Source organism: Ferdinandcohnia salidurans (assembly GCF_042680725.1).
GTDB classification, from domain to species: domain Bacteria; phylum Bacillota; class Bacilli; order Bacillales; family Bacillaceae_L; genus Ferdinandcohnia; species Ferdinandcohnia salidurans.
The window spans coordinates 736902-762499 of record NZ_JBHUEK010000025.1; the positions used below are offsets into that span (position 1 = coordinate 736902).

22 protein-coding genes are annotated in these 25598 nt (G+C 34.0%); 6 read left to right on the plus strand and 16 right to left on the minus strand.

Annotated elements, in window-relative coordinates; translation table 11 throughout:
* Nucleotides 1-16: 16 nt before the first annotated feature.
* The 10 genes from ACFSFW_RS17870 to brxF all read right to left on the minus strand — a co-directional run bounded on the left by ACFSFW_RS17870 (nucleotide 17) and on the right by brxF (nucleotide 16929).
* A complete protein-coding gene (locus ACFSFW_RS17870; RefSeq protein WP_388040236.1) occupies nucleotides 17-271 on the minus strand; it encodes a hypothetical protein in 255 nt (84 codons plus the stop codon).
* On the minus strand, nucleotides 264-1412 hold the full coding sequence (locus tag ACFSFW_RS17875) for a hypothetical protein (RefSeq protein WP_388040238.1): 1149 nt from the start codon (nucleotides 1410-1412) through the stop codon (nucleotides 264-266). The genes ACFSFW_RS17870 and ACFSFW_RS17875 overlap by 8 nt, the downstream gene beginning before the upstream one ends.
* 366 nt (nucleotides 1413-1778) lie before the next feature.
* On the minus strand, nucleotides 1779-2195 hold the full coding sequence (locus ACFSFW_RS17880; protein WP_388040240.1) for a hypothetical protein: 417 nt from the start codon (nucleotides 2193-2195) through the stop codon (nucleotides 1779-1781).
* Nucleotides 2196-2217: 22 nt separating this feature from the next.
* Nucleotides 2218-3882 carry a GmrSD restriction endonuclease domain-containing protein gene (locus ACFSFW_RS17885; protein ID WP_388040241.1) on the minus strand — a complete coding sequence of 555 codons (1665 nt, stop codon included), beginning with the start codon at nucleotides 3880-3882 and terminating at the stop codon, nucleotides 2218-2220.
* Nucleotides 3883-3902: 20 nt separating this feature from the next.
* Nucleotides 3903-7121, minus strand: coding sequence for a DEAD/DEAH box helicase (locus ACFSFW_RS17890; RefSeq protein ID WP_388040243.1), 3219 nt, complete (start codon nucleotides 7119-7121; stop codon nucleotides 3903-3905).
* Nucleotides 7122-7243: 122 nt separating this feature from the next.
* Nucleotides 7244-7957, minus strand: coding sequence for a hypothetical protein (locus ACFSFW_RS17895; protein WP_388040244.1), 714 nt, complete (start codon nucleotides 7955-7957; stop codon nucleotides 7244-7246).
* A gap of 13 nt (nucleotides 7958-7970) precedes the next feature.
* Nucleotides 7971-9875: a BREX-3 system phosphatase PglZ gene (pglZ, locus tag ACFSFW_RS17900; RefSeq protein WP_388040246.1), complete on the minus strand. Its 1905-nt coding sequence runs from the start codon at nucleotides 9873-9875 to the stop codon at nucleotides 7971-7973.
* 16 nt (nucleotides 9876-9891) lie between these two features.
* Nucleotides 9892-12768: a DNA methyltransferase gene (locus tag ACFSFW_RS17905; RefSeq protein WP_388040248.1), complete on the minus strand. Its 2877-nt coding sequence runs from the start codon at nucleotides 12766-12768 to the stop codon at nucleotides 9892-9894.
* 10 nt (nucleotides 12769-12778) lie between these two features.
* Nucleotides 12779-16462 carry a DUF6079 family protein gene (locus ACFSFW_RS17910; RefSeq protein WP_388040250.1) on the minus strand — a complete coding sequence of 1228 codons (3684 nt, stop codon included), beginning with the start codon at nucleotides 16460-16462 and terminating at the stop codon, nucleotides 12779-12781.
* A 14-nt stretch (nucleotides 16463-16476) separates the two neighbouring features.
* Nucleotides 16477-16929, minus strand: coding sequence for a BREX-3 system P-loop-containing protein BrxF (gene brxF / locus ACFSFW_RS17915; RefSeq protein WP_388040252.1), 453 nt, complete (start codon nucleotides 16927-16929; stop codon nucleotides 16477-16479).
* Between the two features lie 340 nt (nucleotides 16930-17269).
* Between brxF and ACFSFW_RS17920 the strand changes: the two genes are divergently transcribed.
* The 4 genes from ACFSFW_RS17920 to radC all read left to right on the plus strand — a co-directional run bounded on the left by ACFSFW_RS17920 (nucleotide 17270) and on the right by radC (nucleotide 19612).
* On the plus strand, nucleotides 17270-17473 hold the full coding sequence (locus ACFSFW_RS17920; protein ID WP_388040253.1) for a hypothetical protein: 204 nt from the start codon (nucleotides 17270-17272) through the stop codon (nucleotides 17471-17473).
* Between the two features lie 37 nt (nucleotides 17474-17510).
* Nucleotides 17511-18017 carry a hypothetical protein gene (locus tag ACFSFW_RS17925; RefSeq protein WP_388040255.1) on the plus strand — a complete coding sequence of 169 codons (507 nt, stop codon included), beginning with the start codon at nucleotides 17511-17513 and terminating at the stop codon, nucleotides 18015-18017.
* Between the two features lie 25 nt (nucleotides 18018-18042).
* Nucleotides 18043-18807 (plus strand): hypothetical protein, encoded by a 765-nt coding sequence (locus ACFSFW_RS17930; RefSeq protein WP_388040256.1) that lies wholly within the window; start codon nucleotides 18043-18045, stop codon nucleotides 18805-18807.
* Nucleotides 18808-19003: 196 nt separating this feature from the next.
* Nucleotides 19004-19612: a RadC family protein gene (gene radC / locus ACFSFW_RS17935; RefSeq protein WP_388040258.1), complete on the plus strand. Its 609-nt coding sequence runs from the start codon at nucleotides 19004-19006 to the stop codon at nucleotides 19610-19612.
* Nucleotides 19613-19932: 320 nt separating this feature from the next.
* Here radC and rlmH (ACFSFW_RS17940) read toward each other — a convergent pair whose 3' ends face one another.
* The 4 genes from rlmH (ACFSFW_RS17940) to ACFSFW_RS17955 all read right to left on the minus strand — a co-directional run bounded on the left by rlmH (ACFSFW_RS17940) (nucleotide 19933) and on the right by ACFSFW_RS17955 (nucleotide 22150).
* Nucleotides 19933-20412, minus strand: a complete 480-nt coding sequence (rlmH, locus tag ACFSFW_RS17940; protein ID WP_388040260.1) for a 23S rRNA (pseudouridine(1915)-N(3))-methyltransferase RlmH — start codon at nucleotides 20410-20412, stop codon at nucleotides 19933-19935.
* Nucleotides 20413-20485: 73 nt separating this feature from the next.
* Nucleotides 20486-20821: a hypothetical protein gene (locus ACFSFW_RS17945; protein ID WP_388040262.1), complete on the minus strand. Its 336-nt coding sequence runs from the start codon at nucleotides 20819-20821 to the stop codon at nucleotides 20486-20488.
* Nucleotides 20822-20918: 97 nt separating this feature from the next.
* Entirely contained in the window at nucleotides 20919-21938 is a 1020-nt protein-coding gene (locus tag ACFSFW_RS17950; protein WP_388040263.1) for a hypothetical protein, read from the minus strand.
* Nucleotides 21939-21994: 56 nt separating this feature from the next.
* Nucleotides 21995-22150, minus strand: coding sequence for a hypothetical protein (locus ACFSFW_RS17955; protein ID WP_157087865.1), 156 nt, complete (start codon nucleotides 22148-22150; stop codon nucleotides 21995-21997).
* A 131-nt stretch (nucleotides 22151-22281) separates the two neighbouring features.
* Between ACFSFW_RS17955 and ACFSFW_RS17960 the strand changes: the two genes are divergently transcribed.
* Both ACFSFW_RS17960 and ACFSFW_RS17965 read left to right on the plus strand, forming a co-directional pair.
* Complete coding sequence (locus ACFSFW_RS17960; RefSeq protein ID WP_388040264.1) at nucleotides 22282-23058, plus strand: hypothetical protein; 777 nt, start codon at nucleotides 22282-22284, stop codon at nucleotides 23056-23058.
* Nucleotides 23058-24776 carry a recombinase family protein gene (locus tag ACFSFW_RS17965; protein ID WP_388040266.1) on the plus strand — a complete coding sequence of 573 codons (1719 nt, stop codon included), beginning with the start codon at nucleotides 23058-23060 and terminating at the stop codon, nucleotides 24774-24776. Before ACFSFW_RS17960 ends, ACFSFW_RS17965 begins: the two co-directional genes overlap by 1 nt.
* On the opposite strand, the gene rlmH (ACFSFW_RS17970) is transcribed toward ACFSFW_RS17965, so the two are convergent.
* Entirely contained in the window at nucleotides 24711-25196 is a 486-nt protein-coding gene (gene rlmH / locus ACFSFW_RS17970) for a 23S rRNA (pseudouridine(1915)-N(3))-methyltransferase RlmH (protein WP_388040268.1), read from the minus strand. The genes ACFSFW_RS17965 and rlmH (ACFSFW_RS17970) overlap by 66 nt on opposite strands.
* A 93-nt stretch (nucleotides 25197-25289) precedes the next feature.
* Nucleotides 25290-25445, minus strand: a complete 156-nt coding sequence (locus ACFSFW_RS17975) for a CxxH/CxxC protein (RefSeq protein WP_304213475.1) — start codon at nucleotides 25443-25445, stop codon at nucleotides 25290-25292.
* Nucleotides 25446-25598 lie beyond the last annotated feature (153 nt).

Here is a 25598-nt window from a genome sequence, read left to right on the forward strand (position 1 = left end):
ACCTTACCTCCTCATCTTATTTACCTTTCCTTAGCACCTTTAATGCAATACCACCTACAGCAACTAATACAGTTAGACCTACTGATCCACCATTTTTAATGCCTGTACCAATACATTCTTTACAAATGAACCCACGACTTACGAGATTTGAACAATTTCCTACTTTACACTGTCTATATACATTATTGCAGGATTCACATTCATATTTATTTTGTTCTTTTTCTATAAAGTTCCTTCTTCTTTTGCAATATGAACAATTTAATTCAGTCATTATTTATGTCTCCCATTAATAATTGTGTATCAACATCATAAGAAATTTGAATCTCTTCAAACTGTGAAACAAGTCTTTTATGCATGTTTTTAACTTCATCTACTTTAATATCGTTTAAATTTATTTCTTGTAATAAAGTTTTAGGTAATTTTCTGTTTTTTAGTCTTTCTGCAATAATTAAAAGAGAAATATCATCATTAATACTAATTCCATCAACATTCAGCAAATATATTAACTTAGAAACTAGTTCGGTCGTATAGTAGTTTATTTTAGATTCAATCTTCCTATAATATTTAGAAGCATGATGATATTCATTAGTTATTTGATAACAGGTTCCTATAAGACCAAGAGTTTGGAAATATAAATCCAATAAAAAACTATACTCATGCATAAATAATTGGATTTCATCATTATATTTTTTATTGTATTCATTCCTATATTTACTTCTCCATTCCCAAACCTTCAACCCATCTAGGAAATTCTGAATAAGTTTATATTCTATTTTTCTACTTAATACTTCTTCGATAGTTTCTTCAATAAAGTCGGATAAAAACTTCAAATCTTTAATGCAATCATTAATCCTTACCATGGCATTCTTGTTGGGAAGTGATTCTATGGCTTCTTCAATAACTGAATTTATACTATGCACCATAGAAACTTTCTCTTTCCATAAAAACTGACCAAGTTGATCTATTTTTTCATGTATAACATCGAGTTTTTTTGAGATTTCTGCCATCTGTATTTGCCCTGATATGCTGGCAATGTTTCTAGAGATATTAGAGAGTGCGGATGGCTTATTTTTCTTGATAAGTTCTTCTGTTGTCATCTCATTAAGTTGAGCCTTTCCAGCAAATCTTCCAGTCTTAGCATTTCTTATCTCAAGGGATCCTTTTTTAATAGATAGGCTTCCAGTATCAATTCCATTTTGAAACTCTGGTTTTATGGTTATTTTCCATAAATCATCTATTTTATCTTTGTTCAACTGGACATCGATATCGTTAATATTTTCTCGAATAATTTTATTAACTGTATCAATTAGCTCAGAAGGGACTGATACTTCATTATTTTTATTTGTTTTAGTTGAATTATTATAGGTTAATTCACCGCCTGTAGCGTTGATAATACTTGGATTATTATCCAAAAAGATACACCTCCTCTTTAAATGAATTCTAAGAAACTTATTTACAACGATGAAGCATAGGATTGGTTCTTCTGCTTCACGGGTAACAGAAGCGTCACTATGTTTCCTCTATTACTTATGATACTGATACCTTTTTAATTAAAAATCCTTGCAACAACAACTTCCGCTATTATACTGCTTATAATTTTCTTCATAATAGGATTGTGCCTCTTGAAGATCTTTAAAATAAAGCCAGCCACCATCACGAAGTAGACCATTTACTTTTTTGTATTTTGAATCTGCTGTAGGAATAAAAATGGAGTAATCTAAGTGGAACGTAATCTTTTTGTCGGGTGATCAACATTTATCCACATAATTTCACCTTCCTCACAGAGAGCTTTTTTGATTACCTTTATGCCTCTTCATTCTTGGATTATCATAAGCAATCTTAATTAACTTTTGTAACTCGTTCACATCATGTATATAAGCAAAAGGAATATTGATTTGGTTAATATACAGTTCCCGCTTTGGCTTTTCGAACTGAACGCTAAATTCCTCTTTTCTTGTTAAAAGGTGACCTCTAATTTCAGGAGGAAAATGTAGTAATAATGCATTACCATTTTCTGTAGTAACCGTAGCAAACTTTATAAAACCTTTCTTTGCAATCGAAATACATTTTCTAAGGGAAACAATTTCTATATCATCAAAATTCTCCTCTATAAAGTAGTAGATTTTTTCTGCCATTTTTCGGTGATATTCATCCTTCATAAGAGGAAAAATATCTTCTACTGATTTATATTCCATAGTCTTAACTCCTCTCAATAGATTAGTAGATTAATTCCTTAAACATATCCAGTATTAGCTTCTTTCTTTTCGCTAAAAATTGTTCATAGTTTTCTATTTTCCATAGGTTTTTGTCTTTCGGAATTAAATGCATTTCTAGATAATCATCTGACTTATCTTCGAACCATTTCTCTGGTAAACTATCACTTTTGCCACCAGAACCATTTTCTTGTTGTGTTAATAACATACAATTAGCAATTTGGTCACGATCTTCAGATTTATATTTTAAGACCTTTCTTCCTGTTTCAGGGTTTAATTTCTTTACTGTCTTTAAAGCACTTTGAGGGAAGATATGGTCAACTTGCGGTTGATTATTAACGAACGACGGGTGATATGAAAAATCCTTGTACCATAAATTAAATATGAGATGAATATTCTTCGAGCCATAAGAAAGATCGAGAATTGTTTCGTCATCAATTTGTAAGTTTCTTCCGCTTCTACGTATAGCATCAAATAACTCATCTATTTTGAAATCCTGAGCCTTTCTTACAGTGTCAATACAACGGTCAATAACCGTATCTGGACTTCCACTAAACGCACCTGTTAGTAGAGTTCTTAGAATATACTCATCTAGCATTTTCACATTTGCCCACTTGTTTTTAAAATGATATCTGAAATATATCACCGGTATTAAACCGAGATAAGATGTTAAAGCTTTGTCGGATCTTAAATAGGTCTTGCCATATAAGAAATCCTTCACATCTTTTATAGCATTTGCAATGTCATCCCACTTATTTGAAATATCTTCTCTCGTCGTTTCATCCCTGAATTTTGATACGTTATAAGCTGCCCCTTTATCAAGTAAAGCAAGACATGTCTTTAGTACAAAATCACGATTAAACTTATATCCCGTGTTATTGAGATCCTCCAATAATTCCTCCATTTTTTCATCGGATTCTGACCAACTAGCTGAGAGAAGTGAAAATAAAAGGTCTGATTTACCTAGAACTGTTCCCCCAGAATTCGCTCTTATAAAAATTTCAACAACATCATCTTCAGTATATGCTTCTTGATTGTCTACACTATCTAACTCTTGGTAAACTAAGGTTTCTTCCGATGTAAAGATTCTAATTATCTTAGAAACATTTCTTCTAATGCGCTTTTCTTGCTCCCTTGTAAGATCCATACTGCTATTATCTATGAGTCTTTCACTGATTTCATCGTATTCTTCATTACTAAATACGATATCTTTGAACTTTATCCAAGGGAATTTAACCTTGTCCTTTTCCATAAACTTGAATCGGTATCTAATATCATCAGGTTGTGTTAAATCACCACTTAAAATATCCAAATATAATTCTTTACCCTCGTAACTACCTTTCAAGCCAATGAACAAACTTTGTAATCGTTGTTGACCATCTAGTACTAACATCTTTATTCTTGAATCCTCTAATACGTAAAAATCTGACAACTTCTGCTTCTTTTTATAGTTTTGGATGAATTCCCGACGTTTGATACTGCTCTTAGTCTTCCAAACAAGCAACGTACTAATAGGATATTCCCTAAGAATTGAATCAAATAGACGCTCTGTTTGCTCCTCTTTCCAAACAAATGGTCTTTGAATATTCGGCAGCCAGAAGCCCCCATCCTTTTCCTCATTATTTAAATACCCTACCATCCTACGAATAGTTTCTCTTTGATTTTTCATTAACTGCTCACCCCGAACGTTTATTGTTTATAAATTAATATTTCATCTCTCATTGCTCTCTCTTGTACAATTTCATCATTATGCACAACATATATATAAACCTTATCTAAAATATCCTGTAAATCCTCTAAATAATCCTCTGATGGCAAGTAATCTTCTCTATCCGTTACAATAATAAATCTAGGTTCACCATTGAATCGCTCACTATAAAAGTCGACTAAAGCGAATGTATTAAAGGTTTTGAAATTACCTCTTCCGTTACTCTGTTCGTATTTTTCTACAATATCCTTGTAATCTATTGAAAACAGTCTATTTAACTGATGATTTGGAGTTAATTCAAGCTGCATTAGTAATTTAGGTGGCTCCATTCCAATGTTTCTTTGTCGTTCAATCATCATGAGGCGTTCATCACGTCTAATTTCAGTATCAGTTAAATTAGCATTCATTTGATTAATTAACGCGCTGTTTTTATTATCCATATTTTCTTGTTCGTATATAAACCGCTTATCTAATATGTCATCAATTTGTTTCTTAAACGTTTTTTGAAGATAATCTGCAACCTTGTCTAGCTGCTGCTCCCGTTGATTCTTAACCTGATTCCGTAACTCAATAGTTGCTCTCACGGCCTCACGTTGAATGTCTGGATACGTTTTATTTTCAAATTGCATGACTGTACCAGTAAATTCCTGAAATAACCAATAGGAATCCATTAGCATTACTTCTCCATTTTCACGCTTAGCTAAAAATAGAAGATCCTTTGCTAATTCCGCACCTGTCCCATCTGAAATAATGATTGAATACACATTTACGGACAAAGGCTCTAAAACTGGATATGATATTGAAAACCTCTTAAATGAATGTTCTTCCGCTCCCTTTTTGCTTAAAAACATTCCTAGTTTAACTAATTGATGATCGCTATCTAGTCGAGTAACTTCTGCCGTCTCATACTCTGTATATCCTGTAAATCTAATGGTGTCCCTCAATTGCTCAATCCCAAAATGATATTTCCGACTTATCTCCCTAATATACTTAGGGAATCTATCAATCCTGTGCACTTTATTTTCAAATGAATCATATATTCGAATATTATTCTTTTGAAAAATGTGCTCTACGAAAGGGACATAAACCCGCTGTGGTAGCCTTTTAATTAATAGGTCATGTTGTTCGCGCCTCATAGTAGGCAGGTCGAAAGCCTGTTCAGCAATTCTTTCTTCTTCAAAAAATTTAAGCAATCTTTGATGCTCTTCGGACATACTTTTATCCATTTTTGCAATGATGTCATCTAAACTTTCCCTATTAAGAATTGCTGATTCCATTAAATTAGCTAGATTACCATACTCATCATCAAGGATTTCACCAATAAAATCATAAACAAGGTCAGATCCTAGATCTTCTCTCATTCTGTCCATCTTTTCTAATAGACGTATCATTACATCCCCTTCACGGGTATTAGCTGCAACTAAGTTGAAAATTGCAACCTCATTCTTCTGACCGATTCGATGAATACGTCCCATTCTTTGCTCTAACTTATTGGGGTTCCACGGTATATCATAATTTATCATCTGATTACAAAATTGAAGATTTATAGACTCTCCTCCGGCATCCGTAGCAAGCATTACTTGACTTTCATTTCTAAAAAGCTCAACCTGTCTTCTTCTCTCATCCATTGAGTACTTCCCAATAATTTTTGCGATCACAGGAATGCGTGCCTTTAATCGTCGCTCCAAATAATTCAGAGTATCGGTAGATTCAGTAAAGAGTAAAATTTTTTCACCTTTTTCTAGTAAACCGTTTGTTCCAAAAAGAGTTCTTTCTAATTCATCATACTTACGCTCCATCATATTTAAACGTAGATAACTTGTCTGCTGAAGCAGCTTTTCTAACTGATTTATTTCAATTTTTAGTTCTTCTGTATCAATTAAATCTACTGCCTGTTCAAGTGAAGCTTCTAATCGCTGCTGTTCTTCGAAACCTTCATCATCAAAATCATCTATCTCTAACTTTTGTAGTTTTTTAACTAGTTTTTTCCGCTCTTGCTCGGTTTCTTTTAATAAACTTTCCAGGCGCTCTTTTCTTCGTTGTAACGATAGGTGGATAGCTTCAGTTGAAGAAGATAGCCGTCTTTGTAATAACATCATGGCGAAAGCTGTACTGTTATTCCCGTTACTCATTGCACGATTGAAATGATTACGTACATACTCTGTAACAGCTTCATAAAGGGCTAACTCTTTTTCGGATAGATCGAATTGAAGCGTTTTCGTTACTCGCTTCGGGAAAAGTGGTGTACCATCAAAGTTTGTTAAATTCTCTTTTAATCTCCGAATAATAAAAGGATTGGACTTTTCTTTCAATGATTCATTTACTGTGACACTTGAAAAAATATCAGAATCAACCAATTTCATGAGATGTCGAAAATTTTCAACATCCCCTTTATGAGGAGTTGCCGTTAAAAGAACACAATGCTGTGCTTTACGTAAAATTGACTCTCCTAAGTGATAAAGCTTCGTTTTACTCGTTTTTTTCTTAATGGTTCCATGAGTATATGCAGCCATCTTATGAGCTTCATCAACAATAACCAGATCAAAATCCGCTTCTTGCACCAAGCCTTTAACGTCTTCCCGAGCTGCCCAATAAATTGAAGCCAAACATAAGTCATGTTCTATAAATGGATTTTTGCCACCATATTGACGAACTACTGAACGATTAATGATAAAAAATTGTTCATTAAATTTTTCATGTAGTTCTTCCTGCCATTGTTTAAGAACGAGAGGTGGTACTAAGATTAAAATACGTTTTACGCTCTCCCTAGCAGACAACTCTTTAATAAGCATACCTGACATAATGGTTTTTCCTGCACCTGGATCATCCGCTAATAGAAAACGAACTTGCGGGACTTGAAGCATCTTACTATAAACAGCCTCAATCTGGTGTGGTAGAGGCATTAAGTTTTTATTTCCTAATGCTCTTCCTTTCGAATACCTGTCTTCAACTTGAAATGTATAATATTGAAGGAGATGCTGAATATCAGTAGGCTCAACCTCATCATTTTCATCACGTTCACCTTTAACCTTAGTTAAGGATAACAATTCATGACGTTCTAGCATTCGTTCATAATATGTATGTGAATCCCGACCAGTTGCTGCAACAGAAAAATATTCATCTCCGAACGACTCTACTTGCTTAATTTCTACTGTTTCTGGAAAATGCGAACCATTTACAATATCTCCAACCCTAATCATATAATCACCTTTAGTATTATTTTCTTATAATTATACAGAAAATTTCCATTTCCTTCTCTCATTTTACCGAAAAAAATGACCTATTACTCAAAATATGTAATAGGTCGATTTCACTTTATCATTTATTTAAGACTTATCATCCGCATATTGACACCTTGTCGAATAATTTCAAAACGATTCTTATCCAATTCATCTGTCGTAATATCATAGCGAAACGGAAATAAAAGTGGGTGGTCTTTAAATTCCTCAATTGGTAATGAGGTAACTTGTAAAACCCGAATTAATACTTCAGCTGTCCACTGTTTTAATTGGTCTGATCTTATGACAGTTCGATTGGATGGCAATGCCTGTAAATTCCTTTTTTCTGATACAACAGCTTCCCAAGAACGTAGACTAGTCATTGTTGCACTTGTAGACACTTCAACTCTTCTTCTATCCCCATACAAAGCTTTGATCTTTCTTGATAACTGCTCTGAAGGAACTTCATCTTGTATTTTAAACAGTAAACCAAGTTCCTTTACCAAATCTGTAAAAAAGGGATAAGCCAGCAATGTCATTCCCCAATGCAATACTTTACGCTCCTCCTGCGTCACTTCGTCAAACAAACGTAAAGCTTCCCTTTGTAAATGTAGATGCTGATCCTCGACAAGATACCATATCTTAAAAAGGATAGTTCTTGCATTTAATCGTGATTTCTGACCAGCAATATCAGCAGTTAAAAATTCCTCAACTTTCTCATACAGTTCTTGACGAGATACTGTTCGTGGAATTTCTCTTGCTATAAAATCTAATTGATGAAGAAGGATTTTTTGATCAAATCCAACTGCTTTTTTCATTTTGAATCCATCCTTATTTGCGTTTGTCTATTTTAATAAATGGTACAACCACTTCTTCTAACGTGATACCACCATGACTTACAATATGTTCATTCTTAGTTACAAACGCTTCTCTTGCTTCTGCCAGTAAATAGTAATGTTCTTTGGATAAAGCATCATTGGGCCATTTAATAGTTGTATATAGACTTGCAGCTTCATCCCGAAACATTTGGTCTCTATATATTCTAACACGTTCACCCTTCGTTTCAACCAATGATCCTTGTCTTGGTCTACCAATCCCAATACTTTCTGTATTCCCATGATCAGAGGTAATATATACTGCATACCCTTCCTCTACCAGCTTAAGAATGAGTTGTTGTAAATAGCCTGATTTCAACCATACATCAATTTCAGCGTACATTCCTTCTAACCCTTGAATTGCACCGTGTGTTAGAGCATCAATATTCCGTAAAATTATTGAAGCTTTTTTTGTATTTGTTTTTTGTAGTGCAGCAATTTGACTTATATCAAATTCTCCTTGAGCCAAGTGATTTTCAAAAGTAATGTGCATATCAGCAATCGATTCTCGTTTCCAGAATTGCCTCCAAGCCTTTTCTTCAGAAATTGAAGATTGAAGTCTAGGGATATTCGCGTGAAAAATAGAACGTCTACTAATTTCAGTTATAGTTGGAACCCAAGCAAAGACACCATTTTCTTCAGACACAAAGGAAACATCAAGAGCCTGCTTTATTTGCTTCCATTGAACAAAACTCATACCATCCAAAACTATTATTACTTGTTTTCGTTCTTCTTGAAATTGCATATACGGGAGAACATGATGAACCATAGCCGGTCGGATATAAGGCGAAAAACTTGCTAGTGTTTGATAGTTCAACAGCATCCAATCTTGAAATAATTGATTTATTTTCTCATCAAATTCATTTACAATCTGTTCACCGACTCCGTACTGGATTTGCAGCATTTTCATTTGACCATAAAGACCTGCTACCTCAATCCAATCCTTATGTTGAATCTTTCCTTCCTCCAAAAACAATTCAATTTTTTCACCAAGATGATGAATATCTTTTAATGGCTGATAAGACTTTTGCTTCACACCATGTTCCGCCCAAACTGGAATATTACGTTCCTTATCAATTTCTATAGGAAGGAGCTTTCCTTCAATGAAATAATGCTGGATCATTCTACGCATTGATTCATATGAAAACAGATGATTTTTATGATAGGTTGACGTAGTACCTTCTTGTATGGATATATCTTGATTAATATTTTTTTTCACATATTCAGCCCAATGATTCTGCAAAAATTCCATAAATCTATTTTTAAAGTATGCTAATGGAAATAGATCCTGAAATTGTACTGATTTTGAAGATATATGTTCTATTATAAAATCAATTAGTACATTCGGTATTGATAATCGGTGGTCATGTAATTGTATCAAGAAAGAAATCCATTCCACCTCATTTTCAATCGTGTCAAAGGAAAGCTTATACACCCTCCTTAATAGAAATTCCATTGTTTCTGAATCGGTGAGAGGACTTTGTAAAGAATCTGAAACCTTATATACCCCATCAAGTACGTCATGATCAAGCTGATGTAATATTGGTAATGATAGATTTGGAAAAGCAATGTGAAGAGTTAACTCAATCGGCTCCTGGTTTTTAAGCATGTCGAAAGGGAAGGTGAACGACCCTTCCCCCACATACTTATAAATCCATTTACCGCTAGAATACTCCAACTGCTCTTCATAATGAATTCTTAATTCGGCACGATCCTTAAATGTAAATATATTTACCTCTTTTTGTTGTAGGTATGATAAGAGTTCCTCATCAGATAAAATGTCATCCCGATCGTACACAAAAAGAAGTTTATCTTGTTGAAAAGGAATTTGTGATATTAATTTTTGTCGCCAACCATTCATTTCCTCCACAACTCCTCTACATTCCTATGCGGATTTGCGCTTGATCAAAATACATCAGTAATTTATCATCTTCTTGAATTACTTTTTCAGGTAATCGTTCTCCTACTTTTACAATCGTCTCGAAGTCTTTTTCGCTCCATGCCTTTTTAAATCCAGTACGAATTGCTTCTGTACGGAACTGCTTAAGTTTTTTCTTATTCCCTTCAATCTCGGTTCTATAACTATCAAATTCACGTAAAAGGGACTTTTCACGAAGCTTTTCTAAATCCGCTTGTTTATTAGGATCAGGAACATACCATCGATTCTTTCCCTTGTCCTTTAATCTTGGATCAGATTTTTCTAAATTACGTAAATCCTTATAATTAGAGCTTAAATAACCATGGATCTGGCTTGGAACATCTTCTTTTCCATCGTACATTAAGAAGTTCTGTTCTAATAAATCATCTAATTCAGGTAAAAGTTCGTGTTTTGCAATATGTTGAATCTCCCTCATAAAGTTAGGATGTATATCTTGTCTTGTTTGAGGTTTTATACTTAAATTATGTTTTATCCATTCAATTGCAGTATTTTCATCTGATACAAAAAGCTCCATTTGAACACTATCTTGTATTGAAGATTTTTCCTTAATATATTTCGCATACTGTTCTTCTAGAAAAACCATACCATCAATTGTCTTAAACTTTTGTGTAAGTCCGCTCTGGAACTCTGATGATGATAATGGAACAGTTAATCCATTCTGCACATGATATGCTACCATTTTGTCAAATAATATTCTTGGTGTTCTTTCAAGGATTAAATTTAACCTATTACTTTTTATATTAATGTAAGTTATACGGGCTAAATATTGTTTTACATAACTCCATGCAGAATTAGGTGTACCCTCATTACGTGTTATTTCTTTAATATCCTCTTCCAGTGGTTTATATGCTGAAATAACTAAATCTTGAGTTACTGATGTAGGGTTGGTTTGAGAATTATAAGTTCCCTGTCCTTTGTTTAAAGCTGCGACATTGGCTACAATAAATCCAGCCTCTTGTATTGAGGTTTGTATTGAATTCCATACTGTTGCTTTTGGATTTGAAAATTCAACGGTCATCCATTTTCCCGGCTTTAGTGCTTTATATGCGCCTTGAAAGGCTTCAGTCATAATGCGTTGATAGTCTCTTAATTTTTTTTGTTGACTTTTATTTTCAATAGCTTCGTTTTTATTGTCAGTCCTTACCCCTAACCATGATTCCCATAACCAATTTAATTCAGAATACATTAAGTTTGCACCAAAAGGTGGATCTAAAAATATATAATCAAGGGTGTTCTCTAAATTTTTAAAATAGTCCTTGCTCATAGATCTACAAGATACTAGGTTATTTTGATTTAATCTTTGTAAATTTGCTCTTTCTATGTCATCTATTTTGCCTTTAACTAATTCAAATATATTTCTTTCAGCAAGAATACTTGGAATGTAAATTGCATTTGGTAAAGCACCAGCTAAGTTAATTTTACCGTTTTTCAATCCTACATTATGTAACAAACTTCCTGTTTTAACCAGCATGGAAGTAAGAGATAACTTTAAGACTCTGTTACTTTTAGCTTCTTCCCATAAATCCGCAATTACCAATAGGTTTCTTCTTGAATAAAATTTATGGGCATGATTTAATTCCATTCTAATTGCTTCATTTGTTTTGTCTCCATTTGGAACTTCATTAGTTGGTATCCAATTTTCGATGGACAAATCTTTAACTTTTTCTATTAAAGCTATATCAAAGTTATCAGGTTTTTTTGTATAAGCCTTATTCCCAATCTTATAATTAATTAGGACAGGGTCTCTTTTTATTCTTCGTGCAGTCTCTTTTGTATCTTCATCATAATAAGTTTCCCAAGTTCTATTACATTTACTTTTACTTAGTTCGACTTTACACGATGGGCAATTGAAAGTTTCTTCCACCTTCATTTTTTCACCTACTGATACATTCCAGAAGTTAAATTCATGATTACAAGATGGACAACTGAAAATATCACTCCAAATAACATAATTAATTTTCTCAAATAGATTATTCTTTTCTCTAATAAAAGAAGAGAGTTCCTCTATCGTTTGAAATTTTTTTAAATAATTCACCATTTGATCTTCATTTTTTTCAGTATCGTTTCTTAATGTTACGTAAAGCCAGTTGTATTTATTTTGATAACTATCTAATAATTGTCTTGCTTGCTTAAGTAATTCAGATTTAAAGTGGGAATTGTAATTATAAGAAATAAAACTTGCTATAGGAGATAAATCACTCAAAATTGCCTTTCGACTACCTAACTTAGAAAATGGTTGCCAATTCTCTCTTTCATCATCTCCAATATTTTTATAAATAACATTGTTATCATCTACTCTATACCCTAAAGATTGTACTTCTTCTTTATTTCCACATAGTGTCGCCGCTACCCCTGTCATACCTGTTCCACAAAAACCATCGAAAATAATTTCTCCAGGATTGGTATAGTTTAAAATAAAATGCATTATTGCTTTATGGGGTACTTTCGTATGATAGCTATGTGCATTATATATTGAATCGGCTCTTCCTTCTGTAATATCTGTTGCAAACGGCTCAGGATTACTTACTATTTTCTTTTCGCACTGTTCTATTTTACTGTATTCATCTAAAATATTTTCCAACCATGGATTCGGACATGCTGTATAAAAAGGAGGATCAGAAAGAGCAATTATGTCTTCATCTTTACCTACTGGAAATCCTTCAATTGTCTTTAGTTCCGGTAATTTCTTTCTTAATTCTTCTCGAAAATATTCTCTCCGCTCATCATCATTATTAAAGGTAAGACCCAGACATGTAACTGGGCCTTTTGTTGTATCCTCTTCGAACAACGATGCTTGTTCAACTTTTTCAGACATAATATACCTCCTACACGTTTAATAAAATTCGCACATTACTTTTCGGTTGAGTCCCAACTTTTTGTCGTAGCATTTGATCAAAACGCTGCTTTAGTTCTTCAACAGTTAATGGCTGTCCATTGTTCATCATCTGCTCTAATTCAGATACTGTAATGGTTACCCTCTCAATTCCTTGCAGTAGAACTGTAATTGCCTCGACAAGCCTTATATTAATAGGTAATGTTAATGTTTGTTGTTGAATAAATTCATTAACTAATTGTCTTTGTTCCGGCTGTAACATATCAATGTTCTCTTTTATTTCTGGATAAAGTAAAGTAGTAAGCAATGTTGATGCCCAATTACTCAATAAATCTTCTAACTCTTCTTCTAGTTCCTCTAAATTCTGATGGCGGGTATATGGTTCATCTTTTGGTCGGAAATGACAAGCTTTACAAATTGGCGAATGCTCTAACTTCTCTTTTGTTAAATCCCAGCATGCAATCATATCATCAACTTTTTGTAACCATTGATCAAGAGGTTGAGATGTAAGCAGGGAAATCTTTGAAAGCTTTCGTAAGGCATCTACTTTGTTACCTGTTAATAAAGCTTCTTTTTTATTCTGTTCTGTTGCGTTAATTCTTGCTTTATCATGAAGAGCTAAATAAATTGAGTAATATTCCTCTTTTAATTTCCTTAGAGCCTGTCTTTCTTGCTGACCATCTTCATTGTTTCTTAATGCATGAATAAGGTCTTCCAATGCCCCTTCTACTTTTCTATGCCACTCGTGAGACGATAGTAAGTGGTTTTGAGCATTAACCAAATACATCGCTTCCTGCGATAACTCTATTGCACGTTTTTGTTGTTCAATTAAATTATTGGTTAAGGTTATACGTTCTCTCTGCTCAATGACTTCATCTACACTGAATTTAAAGTTTTTTAGCTTTGCAGGTGTATCATAAATCTGTAAATCATTTAAAAATGTTATTAGTTTCGCAAGTTCATTACGGAATTCGGTTACTTGATCCGTATTAAATAATGTTACATCTATGAAAGGAATGCCATTTTTAATTTCATGATCTAATCGAACTACCTTTTCCAATAACAGTTTTGACTCTCTATTTAATTGTCCTACAGCTAATTGGAGAGCATTATTTTGTAATAACCCCCTACCTATACTGAACAAATCAAATAACTCTCCAAGGGCTGCTAATGGTAAGTCGCTTGGCTTTTTAATATGTGTGAAATCAGAAATTTGTTCTGCAGATAATCTAATCAGATCATCAAATTTCATTCCGTCGTATGTGGTACCATTAATTGTAATTACTATGTCACCATTAAAGACAAGTGCTACTAGTAGTACAGCAAACAATTCAGGTTCTAAATCAAATTTTACTGTTCTTTTAACTTCTTCATTTTTATTAAACGTCTCAATAATATCCAATAACTCAGAGGCATTAACAACTTGTCCTTCCGATTTTGACTCCAATAAGTCAATTACCCATCTCGCATACCCTGATCTACGAACACTTAATTTTTGATTTTCATCGAGTAGAACTAGGCCATCTAGAATTGTTATTCCATTTTTCGTTTTAGGTTGTTTGATATTTCGAATTGCTTCAGGAATATATGTAGTAACCATACTACTTCTTGTAATTGGCTCTCTAATTTTGCGGAATGTTGGATAATCCGGATACTTATCATTAAACCATCCGTTTAAGCAATCATCTGCAGCAGCATCAATTACCTCTTTGACAGATGCTTGTGCAGGTGCTGAAATACTCCATTCCTCAATTCGTTTTGTCTCACCTTTATACGTCATTTTATATGTCGTCGGCATATTTACCTTAAACCATGTAGTAAGTTGCTTCATATAATGAGAGGCCTTATCTTCATATAGATTACGTGAGCCACTAGAGGTCGTCGTTGCCATTTCTCTAGCACCAGCATAGAGTTTTAAATTACGATAAAAATCTTCATCTTTTGTTTCTAGTATAAAAAATACCTCGTCGGGTTTATTTTCATTTTTAAAATGTTTCTTATCAAAAATAGGCAGCATATAAATATAAAAATCTCGTTCTGGTTGAGTAGTGGAACGCTCATCAGGGTAACCAAAGAACAAATAACCTGGGCGAGTTACTTTATGTTCATACCATGGGAGCTCATGTTGCCATATACGATAATTAGATCTATATCTTGTTTCTGTAGTATTTCCTGTTTGAACAGAAAGCACCTCAAAATAATATTTATCCAATTTGTCCTTACTTAGCATTTCTGCTTTTTGTTCAATTAAACTATCTACATCAATATCTTTTTGTAAATCTAGGTAATATTGTCCGTTTTCTTGATTAACTGAAATATATTGGTAGCTCACAGTTTTTTGTATTTCCTTAAGTACAACTTCAATTTGGCCTCTTAGGAATTCAGAGTCCTCTTCTGGAAGTTGAGCATATAAAAAGAGTTGGTCACGTAACTCCTCGGCAGTGACGCCTACTTTTGAGAAAATATTATCTGTTGTTAACCGAAAAACGGAAAGTGCTTGAACAATACGATACGCCATTGGGCGGTATACTGGTTTAGTAAAAGCATTTTCAATACGATCTAATAAGATAGTCGCTTTAGACATCACTTCTTTAACATTTGGGTTCGCTTTTAATGCTTTATCTCCTTCAATATATGGCCAGTAACTATCATACGAAATGAAGCCTGGTTGTTCATGAGGAACTTCCATATCAAGCATTTTTTTCATTTCGAGGCTTAACGTTTTTAGGATGACACGTTTTTCTGCTACTGTTACTCTTTCAAATATAGTCAAATAAGATGGATGAATTGGGAACAGTTCTACATATTTTTCTAGCTGTTCATTTAGTTTATTATATAGAGGTGTAAACCGTTGTAAATGTTCCCTTATAATAGCTTTTTGTCTATCGTCTTTTCGCAATAATCGTTGTGAAACTACATATTCAATATCCTCACGAACTATGACTGCTTGCTCTGTTCTCTCTTTTACACGGCTAAGTTGTTCAGCATAAAATGAGAAATTTGGATTATCAAACAACATTTCCTGAATCCCTGTAATGAATCGGAAACGAGAGGTTCTACATATTTCACCCATTGCACGTAAAAAGTTTAAGTCGAGCATGAGTTCTTGTTCATTACGAGAACGTAAATAATCAAGTAACTCATCCACAATCAAAAGTAATCCTTGTTCTGGATACTCTTCTTCAAAAGTAGCCATCATCTTGATTAATTCATCTTTATTGCTTCGTATTTTTTCTAGGTCTGGAGCCTCGTAATCAACTCCAATTGATTGTAGATAATCAGTCAGCTCTCCAAACACAAATTCCTGAAGAGACATACGTATACCATCTAACTCAGTACGAAGAACCTTAAATTTACCTTCAATCTCTTTGGCCTTTTTTGCCACTTGTGGGTGATTAACACTTTCAGCAGAATTCTCAAGTTCAGCTATTGTTGAGATAACACTCATTAAATGAGATTTACCCGTTCCATAGTTACCAACAACGAGTAACCCTTTATTATCTGCTGGTCGTTCAAATTGCAATTGTTCAATAATCGTTTCGTTTATCACTTCTGCCATACGGTCAGAAATTACATATGTATCAACTAATTCAAATGCCTTTTCAGTATTGGTGGATTCTTTTAACTGTACAATTGTTTCGACTGGATCAAATTGAATCAAATCACGATATTGCATAATGACCTCTCCTTTTAGATATGTATAATATGCTCTTCAAATCCGTCAGCTTCAAAGTACTCTGGATGATCAGGTGTTCCATATTTTATTGATCCCTTAGCTACTTCACCTGGCCAATCAATTAGAATTACCTTGTTACCACTGATATATTCGATTAATCCGATTGGATTTTGTTTTAGTTCTTCGTCAAATAAATAATGAATTCGACTTAACAAAATAACTTCGTTGTCAAGTTCATTTATTAGATTTTGCAATTCATCCTTAACTACCCGCTTTCGTCTGGAAACTGGCACATCTTTTAAACGTATAGCCAGTTCCTTATTAACATTGATAGATGGTATACCCATTTTTCCAATTCCATCATGTAGTTCTTTTTCATTACTTTGTTGATACTTCAAAAGTAAGAATTGATACCTTTGTCTTCGTATAGCCAGTATTTCTTCATTTAACCGCTCAATATTATTCACTTATTCACCTCTTTTTATAGAGATATTCTATTATCAATATTACACGATTGGAAGATAGATGGGAACGTATTCACTTGAATTAACGATATTTCCTTATGTCTTTTTACCTATTTTGTTCTTCCGTACTAAGGAACCATATTCCAGTATCTTATATAGCTACAAAAACCCACAAATTTTCTGCCGCTACCACCATTTATATACGAAAGGGGGTACCCATCCGTTTCATGCCCCACCCCCTTATATAGACCGTTGTTTATCCCTATGGATAGATAACGGTTTTTTTGCGTTACAGAGACGACATGCGTGGTGAGAGGAGCGCACTTTGAAAGGAGGAATGGAGATGAACAACCCATTGGTAAAGATTCTTATTGAGGCTAAGAAACTTAACAAATGGATCCCTGCAAAGTTTCTAGTGAAGTATGACATTCAAAAGGTTAATCTATCAAAACTTGAGGATGATGGACTCATTCTGACTATGAAAATTAAGTCAGATGGATTGGTATTGAAGCTTACACTCAAGGGCTATCACCACTTCAACAAATAATTAGGATTACCCAATAACATTTAGGAGGAATTTTATTATGCAGAAGAACGCATGGCAAAATCATGAATTGATTAATGGGAAAGGAGTATCTATACCAGAGATTAAAAAGATCTATCAATCTTTATTAAATGAAAATGAAAGAATTAAAGATGAGATAGTTGATTCCATTGAATGTAATGACTACGTAAGGCTATCTCATTTACTTGTTAGTAGAAGTAAGATCCAATCTGCTATAAAGGACGTTGAATCGTTACATGAAGACGATTTGAAAGGTTATGTTTCTACTAAAGAGCGAGTTTCGCAAGTACTTAGCAATGCTGCAAATTCTATGGATGCAAATGGTGAAGTTGTAGTGTTAATAGTTACAAACAGCTTAGAAAAATTGAATCAATCAGCACACAGCTTGGTAACTAAGTCATTAGATATTTCATCTAAAGCAATCAGTAAAGGTAATCAACTTAATCATAAAGCAGGAAAGTTTCTAGTAAAGAAGACATCGAATGGATTATTCAAGCTTGCTAATGCAATTAATAAAAAATCTTAATCTATTGAAAGGAGGTGACAATCATATGAAATCAGGTATGCATTCGCAAAGGAACAATATAATACCCTTTTCAAACAATAGTGAATCTGAATTTGTTTCACTACCTAATATTGTAGTATCGACTATTGAATCAAAACGACGTGTAGAGGAACTGCAAACCTTTGTTGAAGAAGTGATGGTAAAAGGTGTTGATTATGGTTTAGTGGATGGATTTTCAAAGCCTACATTACTTAAACCAGGCGCTGAAAAACTATGCGACGTATTTGGATTCTCGAAAACAGCAGATGTCGTCAATCGCATCGAACAATGGGATTCAGGTATATTCGCTTATGAAGTGAAGATGACGCTTATACGCAAAGATAATGGACTCGTTGAAGCTGAGGGCCTAGGCTCATGCAATAGCAAGGAATCTTCCTTTCAGCAACAAGACCCTTATACAATCGTTAATACCGTATTGAAGATGGCAAAAAAAAGAGCGTTGATTGATGCAGTTCTATCTGCAACACGTTCAAGTGGTATCTTCACTCAGGACATTGAAGATTTTCTGCAAGCAAAAACTAAGGCAAGTAAAGGAGGTGGTGAACAAGCAACAAAGGCTCAATTACAGAAGATTTTCCGTATCGTCGACGAAATGGATATGCCAACAGATGTTGCAAAAGAATTGATGAAGATGACTTTTGGCGTTGAGCGTAGTACACAACTATCCAAGAAACAAGCATCAGACTTTATCCAAGATTTACTGGTGCTGAAGGAGGTGAGGACTATGGATGATCAAAACAATATTGATTAAAAGCACATGGATTGCAGATGCAGTCGATGTGCTTTCTTTTGCACAAAAATAGATGAGCTCATCGGCACATGAACTCATCTAAATAATTACTAGATTAACAACAGTATATAGCAGATGAAATAATGACTCAACCAGGAGGGACGCATATCGTCTCTCCTTTTTTAATTCAATCAAACAAATAATGGAGGAATTTATAATGAACAATTCAATCGATAAAATCACTTTTAGAAATCTATTAGCAACGACAACTCGGGAAAAGGAAGATAGTTATGTAGTGAATGAACTATTCACCCGCTACCCATCTATTCAGGAATTATTAGCTGTAACTGAGGATGAGTTGCTGCAAATCAAGGGAATCGGAAAAGTAAAGGCAAAGCAAATCATTGCTGCTTTACAACTTGCTCGCATGAACCCATGTCCAGTTGAACAACGATTTGCAATTCGTTCACCCCAGGATGCTTATGATTATCTTAAGGATATGCAATATTTAAATCAAGAGCATTTTGTAGTGCTTGGCTTAAATACTAAAAACCAAATAATCTTCCGTGAAACAGTATTTGTCGGCTCACTAAATGCTAGTATCGTACATCCAAGGGAGGTGTTTAATCATTTAGTTCGTCGTAGTTGTGCAAGTGCAATAGTGGCACACAACCACCCTAGTGGCGACGTTTCACCAAGTATGGAGGACATTAATGTAACAAAACGCTTAGGTGAGGCCGGAAAGATGATGGGTATTGAGATCTTGGATCATATCATCGTTGGCCATGAAAAATATACTAGTTTGAAAGAAAAAGGATATCTATAAAAAATATTTTTAGGAATGTCAGTGAAGGTGCTAGAAATAGCACCAACACTGGCTTTCTCTTAAAAATCATCAAGTTATGGGCTAAAGTTAGAATAAGTCATCACTTTTTTGATGAGTACCGCTATGGAAATGACCTTAAACCTTGGTATACAGGGGGTTCCTAAGAATTCTGTATAAATATTATAATCTGCTAAAAACTAAAAATGCTCTATTACTATGTATTAATCCGCTACAACCTAAAATTGTAACATTGAAATTGGAGAAACTTGATATATTTAATAAATACCCTACCTACGGATATGAATACAATCGCTTAAAAATCATTTATGATAAGGTTCATTTTTCTGTATTTTGAATGCACGATATACCTGTTCTATTAAGATAAGCTTCATTAGTTGATGTGGAAATGTCATTTTAGAGAAGGATAATTTTTGATCTGCTCGGTTTAGCACATCATCACTTAATCCATTTGATCCACCAATAACAAACGAAATCTGACTTCTACCATGGATGCTCAACTTCTCCATTTCACTAGCCAATTGTTCTGATGACCAGTTATCTCCTTGTATAGCAAGAGCAACAACATATTGATTCGGTTTAATCTTGTTTAAGATGCGTTCTCCTTCTTTTTGTTTCACTTGATACAGTTCCTTATCACTTAATTGCTCAGGGGCTTGTTCATCACTCACTTCGTCCATTTTTAATTTACAATATGGACGTAATCTTTTTTCAAACTCGGCAATGCCAAGCTTTATGTATTTTTCTTTCACTTTACCAACACTTACAATCTGTATTTGCATTGAAGATCACCTCTTCATAAGATTATTTAGCTAGTACCTTGGTAATTTTCAAGGCACTAGTTTGAATTGTTTTTTACGCGTACTGATATCCTTTGTTATTCATTATTCGTTCTTTCTCCAATGTATAAATATAAGGAATATGGCTTGATATATCAGTAAAATCAATAGTCATAATATATTGCTCATATTTAAATACCATTGCATCCCGTATCTTCTGAGCAACTTCATCATTAATCTCTACAACAGCCCGTCCATTTGTTTGCGGGAACTCAACTACATACATTTCTGTGTCATCATCTGTTTTTAATATAACACCGTTCATCGTATGTATTGAGTCAAGTTTAACCCGACCAACAGCTAGTATATCATGTGTTGGAAAAGTATCTATAATATCTACAATTACACTCATATCATGATGCTCCTTATCATTATTTCTACGTATCAAGGCATTGATGCACATTTTAGCAAATGGTATAATCAAATCAACATATAATTTCTATGGCTGTCTACTGTTTTACAGTGGCAGTCTTCTTTTTTTGTGGCACTACTCGTAATGGAGGCAACATGCTATCTCCAATAAGCAATACATCTGTTCCAAGAATACCTCTTAATTGCATTTTTCTCTTTCTGAATGTTGATGCAGCATATTTGTTTAGGCACTCATCCTCACCGCTAAACAGCAACTCTGTAGCAAATGCTATAAGAGATGATTTGGTTCTAAGTGGAATGGTTTCCTTGTTTATAGCATCTATTACTTGCTGCAATGATGTGTATTTTACACCACTACTTAACCCGTTCCGATCCAAACCCTTTTGCAATATCTCAGCTGCGACATCCATTTTCAAAATCTCCACTGCTCTTCTGCCTGGACTTATTTTACGTATTTCTGTATCCGAAAGCTCAATTTCATACCTAAGTATGCCTTTTGCTCTCTTAAGATGCCGGGATTTATCAGGATATTGATGCTGTTGTTCCACCTCCGCTTCTTTATCATACAGCTTCTCTTTTTTCTTAGTGGCCTTCCATTCAACTGATTCTACCCTATCACTTCCCTTAGCGTTATATGTTCTTTTTTGATATTTCGGTATTGAACAGCCCGACATAGCATTTAAATATCGGCTCTTTAGTTGACCAACATTAAAATTCTTACAAACATGCACCTTTTCAGCCGTCCAAGTATTAATTGGCGGTATTCTTGAAAGTTTAATCTTGAGCTTTACAGATATATATTTACGCATCATTTTAAAAAACGTATCAATATCATCAGCTCGCAGTTCATTGACATTAGAACCATATAATAATGCCGGAATAGATACCTCCACTTTTAACCTGCATTTAGAAGGATCATCTTCCCTGTATGTGTATCTTATGAATGGCAAGCCTTTAAAATCATTATCGTACAGCTTCTTGAAGATGGTGTCATTTACAGCTTGTCTTCTTGAAGAATCCGTTTGATTCCACTCTATATTCTCTATTTCCAGCTTCGATAACATTAAAGGTATTGCTATTTTCACAGTATCAAACATGTATCTCACGCTCCTTAAGTAGCTAGTTGTGCACGTATTACAGAGAAATGCGAAATTTACTCCTTATTTTTGAATTGCTCATACACAACATCTGCCATCCTTTGAATAAACTGATTACCCTTTTCTTCTTTCTCTTTTAGCCAATCAGCAATACTCTCTTCATTTTTTAAAAAGGAAATATCACATTCACTTACATTTATTGTTTCACTCAATTTAAGTCACCCCGCTTTCTTGATTGAAAGCATAACACAACATAATTAAAAATATCAATACCCCTATTTAATATTTTAATTTTGTGGTATAGTGTATGTATTTAGAAAATAAAATGTCAGGAAGTGAAACAATGAAGAAGATTACGTTAAATAAGACAAACCTAACTGATCTAGCAGATCTATCAATTGGAAAAAGAGTACGCTATATTCGTGAACATCTTCAAAGTGAATGTGGTAATTCTTTTAGTGGAAAAAGCGTAGCAAATCGAATTCAGTTATTTTCTCAATCAACATTAACAACGATCGAAAGAGATAAAACGAAAGATATTCCATCTAAGGTTTTATACGCTATTGCTAAGGATTTTGGAGCAGATTTATACATGTTTTTTGACGACTTCTATAAAAATGGCAGCCATGAATCTATTGTATTAATTCCACCTTTATACAACAAAGATGATATCGATGAGGATAATAGGGCTGATAGTGAACGAAATAAAAATCAAATGTCTATAGAAACAAACCCGCTTCTCGAAAATGAATACGCAATAAAAACAACGGTTAGTAAAGTAGCTTCAAATGAAGATGAACAAATAACGTTTATCTTTAAGAGTCGAGTAAAATATTCCGAACAACACCTATTTTACTTGCTCTCCCATATTATTAATCAAATTAATACGATAGATGTAACTATCGAACCCGAACTTGCGGAAAGTAATAATCAACTTGATTCCATAAAATTAGCTAATGATTATATTCACTATGGGAAAACATCCTTACATGCATTTCCATGGCACGCTAGTAAAGATAAGTTAATTCTTGATAATAAAGCATTTGAAAAAGCTGCTGAGTATACTGACAGACTTTCAGAAAATCTTAATCAAAAACTAGAAGAAAAGGAGGAAAAGTAATGGATAACAAAACAAAAGCCGTCCTTTATGCACGTGTTAGTACAGAAGAGCAAGCTACAGAAGGATATAGTATAAATGCTCAAAAAGAGCTTCTATACGAATACGCCAACAAGAATAACATTGAAATCATCGAAGAGTATATCGATGAAGGAAAAAGTGGTAAAAGTATTGAAGGTAGACCTGAAATGAAACGTCTGTTGAGAGACGCTAAGGATGAAAACTTTAATGCTGTTATTATTTATAAGCTTGACCGTTTATCTAGAAAAACAAAGGACGCATTAGAAATTGCAGAGAAGCTTGATTTCCATAATGTTCAGCTTATCAGTTATTCTGAAAACATCGATACTACTACCCCTGGTGGTAAGATGTTTTTCACTATTTTGAGTTCAGTTGCAGAAATGGAACGTTCTACTATTATTGACCGCGCTAAAATGGGGATGGTTCAACGTGCCAAAGAAGGCTATTACAATGGAGGAAGAGTGCTAGGTTACGACAGTATCAATAAACATTTAGTGATAAATGAGGAAGAAGCTCATATTATCCGATTAATATTTGATTATGCCGAGCAGGATTTAGGTTATAAGGCCATTGTAAGTCGCATTAATACCATGGGATATAAAACAAAACGAGGTTTTGATTTTTCCATTAACACCATTAAACAAATCCTAGACAATCCACTTTATATAGGAAAAATTCGTTTTAATATGTATGAAAACTGGGCTGAAAAACATCGCAAAGGAAAGAACAAAGATTATATCCTTGTTGATGGGAAACATGAATCCATTATCGAGCAGGAGCAATGGAATCGAGTACAACAATCTCGAAAAAGGCGCTCAATAAAACCAGCTCAATCCAATAATCCATACATATTAAATGGACTTATTAGATGCCCTGAATGTGGATATGGAATGGTTTCTGGATCTTCAAAAGGAGCGAAAGGTAAAAAGTATCGTTATTATGTATGTGGATTATTCCACAATAAAGGTAGTAAAGCATGTAGTGCACATTCCATTCGTGCAGACCGAGCAGAAGAGCAAATATTTGAGGAATTGGAACGTATTGTGTCTGAACCATATGTATTGAAACGGATTGTTGATAATGTTAATGAGAAGCGTATTGATGCAAGAACTCCAATTAACGATGAGATTAAGATATTACAATCTAAGCTGAATAAGATAGAAGTCCGGATTAATAACATTACAAATCAATTAATGGATGATCCCTCACTTGTTGCTATCTTCAAGCCTAAATTAAAAGAGCTTACTGAAGAACAAGCAGAGCTTCAAAGCAAACTTAAAGCTTTAAATACTGAATTAGAAGAATGTGATACAACACCTATTGATGCTCAAGCATTGCATAACCTTTTAACAAACTTTGATCAGGTGATAAAGGATGCAGAGCCTGAACAACAAAAGGCATTACTCCGCTTAATCATAAAGAATATACAGATTAGTAAAGAGGCACCTCGTGGGATTGGGCGACATATAAAGAAAATCAATCTATACTTTGACTTTACAATAGAGGGATTAGAAGAACATACCCTGGAGTTATTAGACTCTGTTTCTATGGATTTTATTGCACCTGTGGAATCATGGATGTTAGAAAGTGAAGATGGTAAAATGTTGAGCGAAATGATGGATTCGCTTAATATTTTACCCTTGAAAGATGTACGGTTCATTCCTAATAATCCGAAACGCCCGATACACCTGCTCCACTAATATCAATCTCATTAATTGGTGCGGGAAGGTCATCTTTGAAAAAGACAATGTATCATTTGACCGCTTCATTACATCCTTGCTTAAGCCTAGTGAGCCACCGATAATAAATGCAATTTTGCTTTTTCCATAGGTTGCTAGGTTTTCAAGATCGTCCGCAAGCTGTTCAGATGATTTCATTTTTCCTTCAATGGCTAATGCAATCACATGAGTGTCATCCGATAATTTTGAAAGGATCCGCTCTCCCTCTTTTTGTTTCACCTGCTCCATTTCAGATTCACTTAAATTTTCCGGTGCCTTTTCATCTGCAAGTTCAATCAAATCAACCTTAGCATAGGCTGTTAATCGTTTTAAGTACTCGTTGATCCCCTGGATCAAATATTTTTCTTTTAACTTTCCGATTGTTACGATTGTGATGTTCACACTTATCCCCACTTCGTTCACATTTTACAAACACACTATCCACAGAAGTTATCCACATATCCACATTTTATATCCACATCTTGTATGGGAATATTAGTTCCCTACAACATATGTCGCCTTATTTTGACAAAATTCACAGGTTGTTGATAAGTTTTCGTCTTCAATTTTCGTCATAATCGGCGCTACCTCATGTTCATCAACCACAATGTCCAATGCTAATTCAATATGTTCTTCACAACATTTAATCATTTTTTCGTCCTCCATCAAACTTACCCACATCCACCTGCGGATTATGGGTATAACTTTATCTTGTTATTTTTTATTATCCACAAGTTTTATCTTACCCATTTTAGCATATAATCTTATCCACAAAAAACAGAGGAAATTTCATTCCCCTGTTTT

What these genes read in the sequence shown, in the direction of transcription:
- radC (WP_388040258.1), top strand. Translation starts at nt 19,004, where the DNA reads ATGAACAATTCAATCGATAAAATCACTTTTAGAAATCTATTAGCAACG.
- pglZ (WP_388040246.1), bottom strand. Translation starts at nt 9,875, where the DNA reads ATGAATGGTTGGCGACAAAAATTAATATCACAAATTCCTTTTCAACAA.
- rlmH (WP_388040260.1), bottom strand. Translation starts at nt 20,412, where the DNA reads ATGCAAATACAGATTGTAAGTGTTGGTAAAGTGAAAGAAAAATACATA.
- ACFSFW_RS17885 (WP_388040241.1), bottom strand. Translation starts at nt 3,882, where the DNA reads ATGAAAAATCAAAGAGAAACTATTCGTAGGATGGTAGGGTATTTAAAT.
- ACFSFW_RS17945 (WP_388040262.1), bottom strand. Translation starts at nt 20,821, where the DNA reads ATGAGTGTAATTGTAGATATTATAGATACTTTTCCAACACATGATATA.
- ACFSFW_RS17965 (WP_388040266.1), top strand. Translation starts at nt 23,058, where the DNA reads ATGGATAACAAAACAAAAGCCGTCCTTTATGCACGTGTTAGTACAGAA.
- ACFSFW_RS17925 (WP_388040255.1), top strand. Translation starts at nt 17,511, where the DNA reads ATGCAGAAGAACGCATGGCAAAATCATGAATTGATTAATGGGAAAGGA.
- ACFSFW_RS17910 (WP_388040250.1), bottom strand. Translation starts at nt 16,462, where the DNA reads ATGCAATATCGTGATTTGATTCAATTTGATCCAGTCGAAACAATTGTA.
- ACFSFW_RS17905 (WP_388040248.1), bottom strand. Translation starts at nt 12,768, where the DNA reads ATGTCTGAAAAAGTTGAACAAGCATCGTTGTTCGAAGAGGATACAACA.
- ACFSFW_RS17880 (WP_388040240.1), bottom strand. Translation starts at nt 2,195, where the DNA reads ATGGAATATAAATCAGTAGAAGATATTTTTCCTCTTATGAAGGATGAA.
- ACFSFW_RS17920 (WP_388040253.1), top strand. Translation starts at nt 17,270, where the DNA reads ATGAACAACCCATTGGTAAAGATTCTTATTGAGGCTAAGAAACTTAAC.
- ACFSFW_RS17930 (WP_388040256.1), top strand. Translation starts at nt 18,043, where the DNA reads ATGAAATCAGGTATGCATTCGCAAAGGAACAATATAATACCCTTTTCA.
- ACFSFW_RS17895 (WP_388040244.1), bottom strand. Translation starts at nt 7,957, where the DNA reads ATGAAAAAAGCAGTTGGATTTGATCAAAAAATCCTTCTTCATCAATTA.
- ACFSFW_RS17975 (WP_304213475.1), bottom strand. Translation starts at nt 25,445, where the DNA reads ATGATTAAATGTTGTGAAGAACATATTGAATTAGCATTGGACATTGTG.
- ACFSFW_RS17950 (WP_388040263.1), bottom strand. Translation starts at nt 21,938, where the DNA reads ATGTTTGATACTGTGAAAATAGCAATACCTTTAATGTTATCGAAGCTG.
- ACFSFW_RS17870 (WP_388040236.1), bottom strand. Translation starts at nt 271, where the DNA reads ATGACTGAATTAAATTGTTCATATTGCAAAAGAAGAAGGAACTTTATA.
- ACFSFW_RS17890 (WP_388040243.1), bottom strand. Translation starts at nt 7,121, where the DNA reads ATGATTAGGGTTGGAGATATTGTAAATGGTTCGCATTTTCCAGAAACA.
- ACFSFW_RS17960 (WP_388040264.1), top strand. Translation starts at nt 22,282, where the DNA reads ATGAAGAAGATTACGTTAAATAAGACAAACCTAACTGATCTAGCAGAT.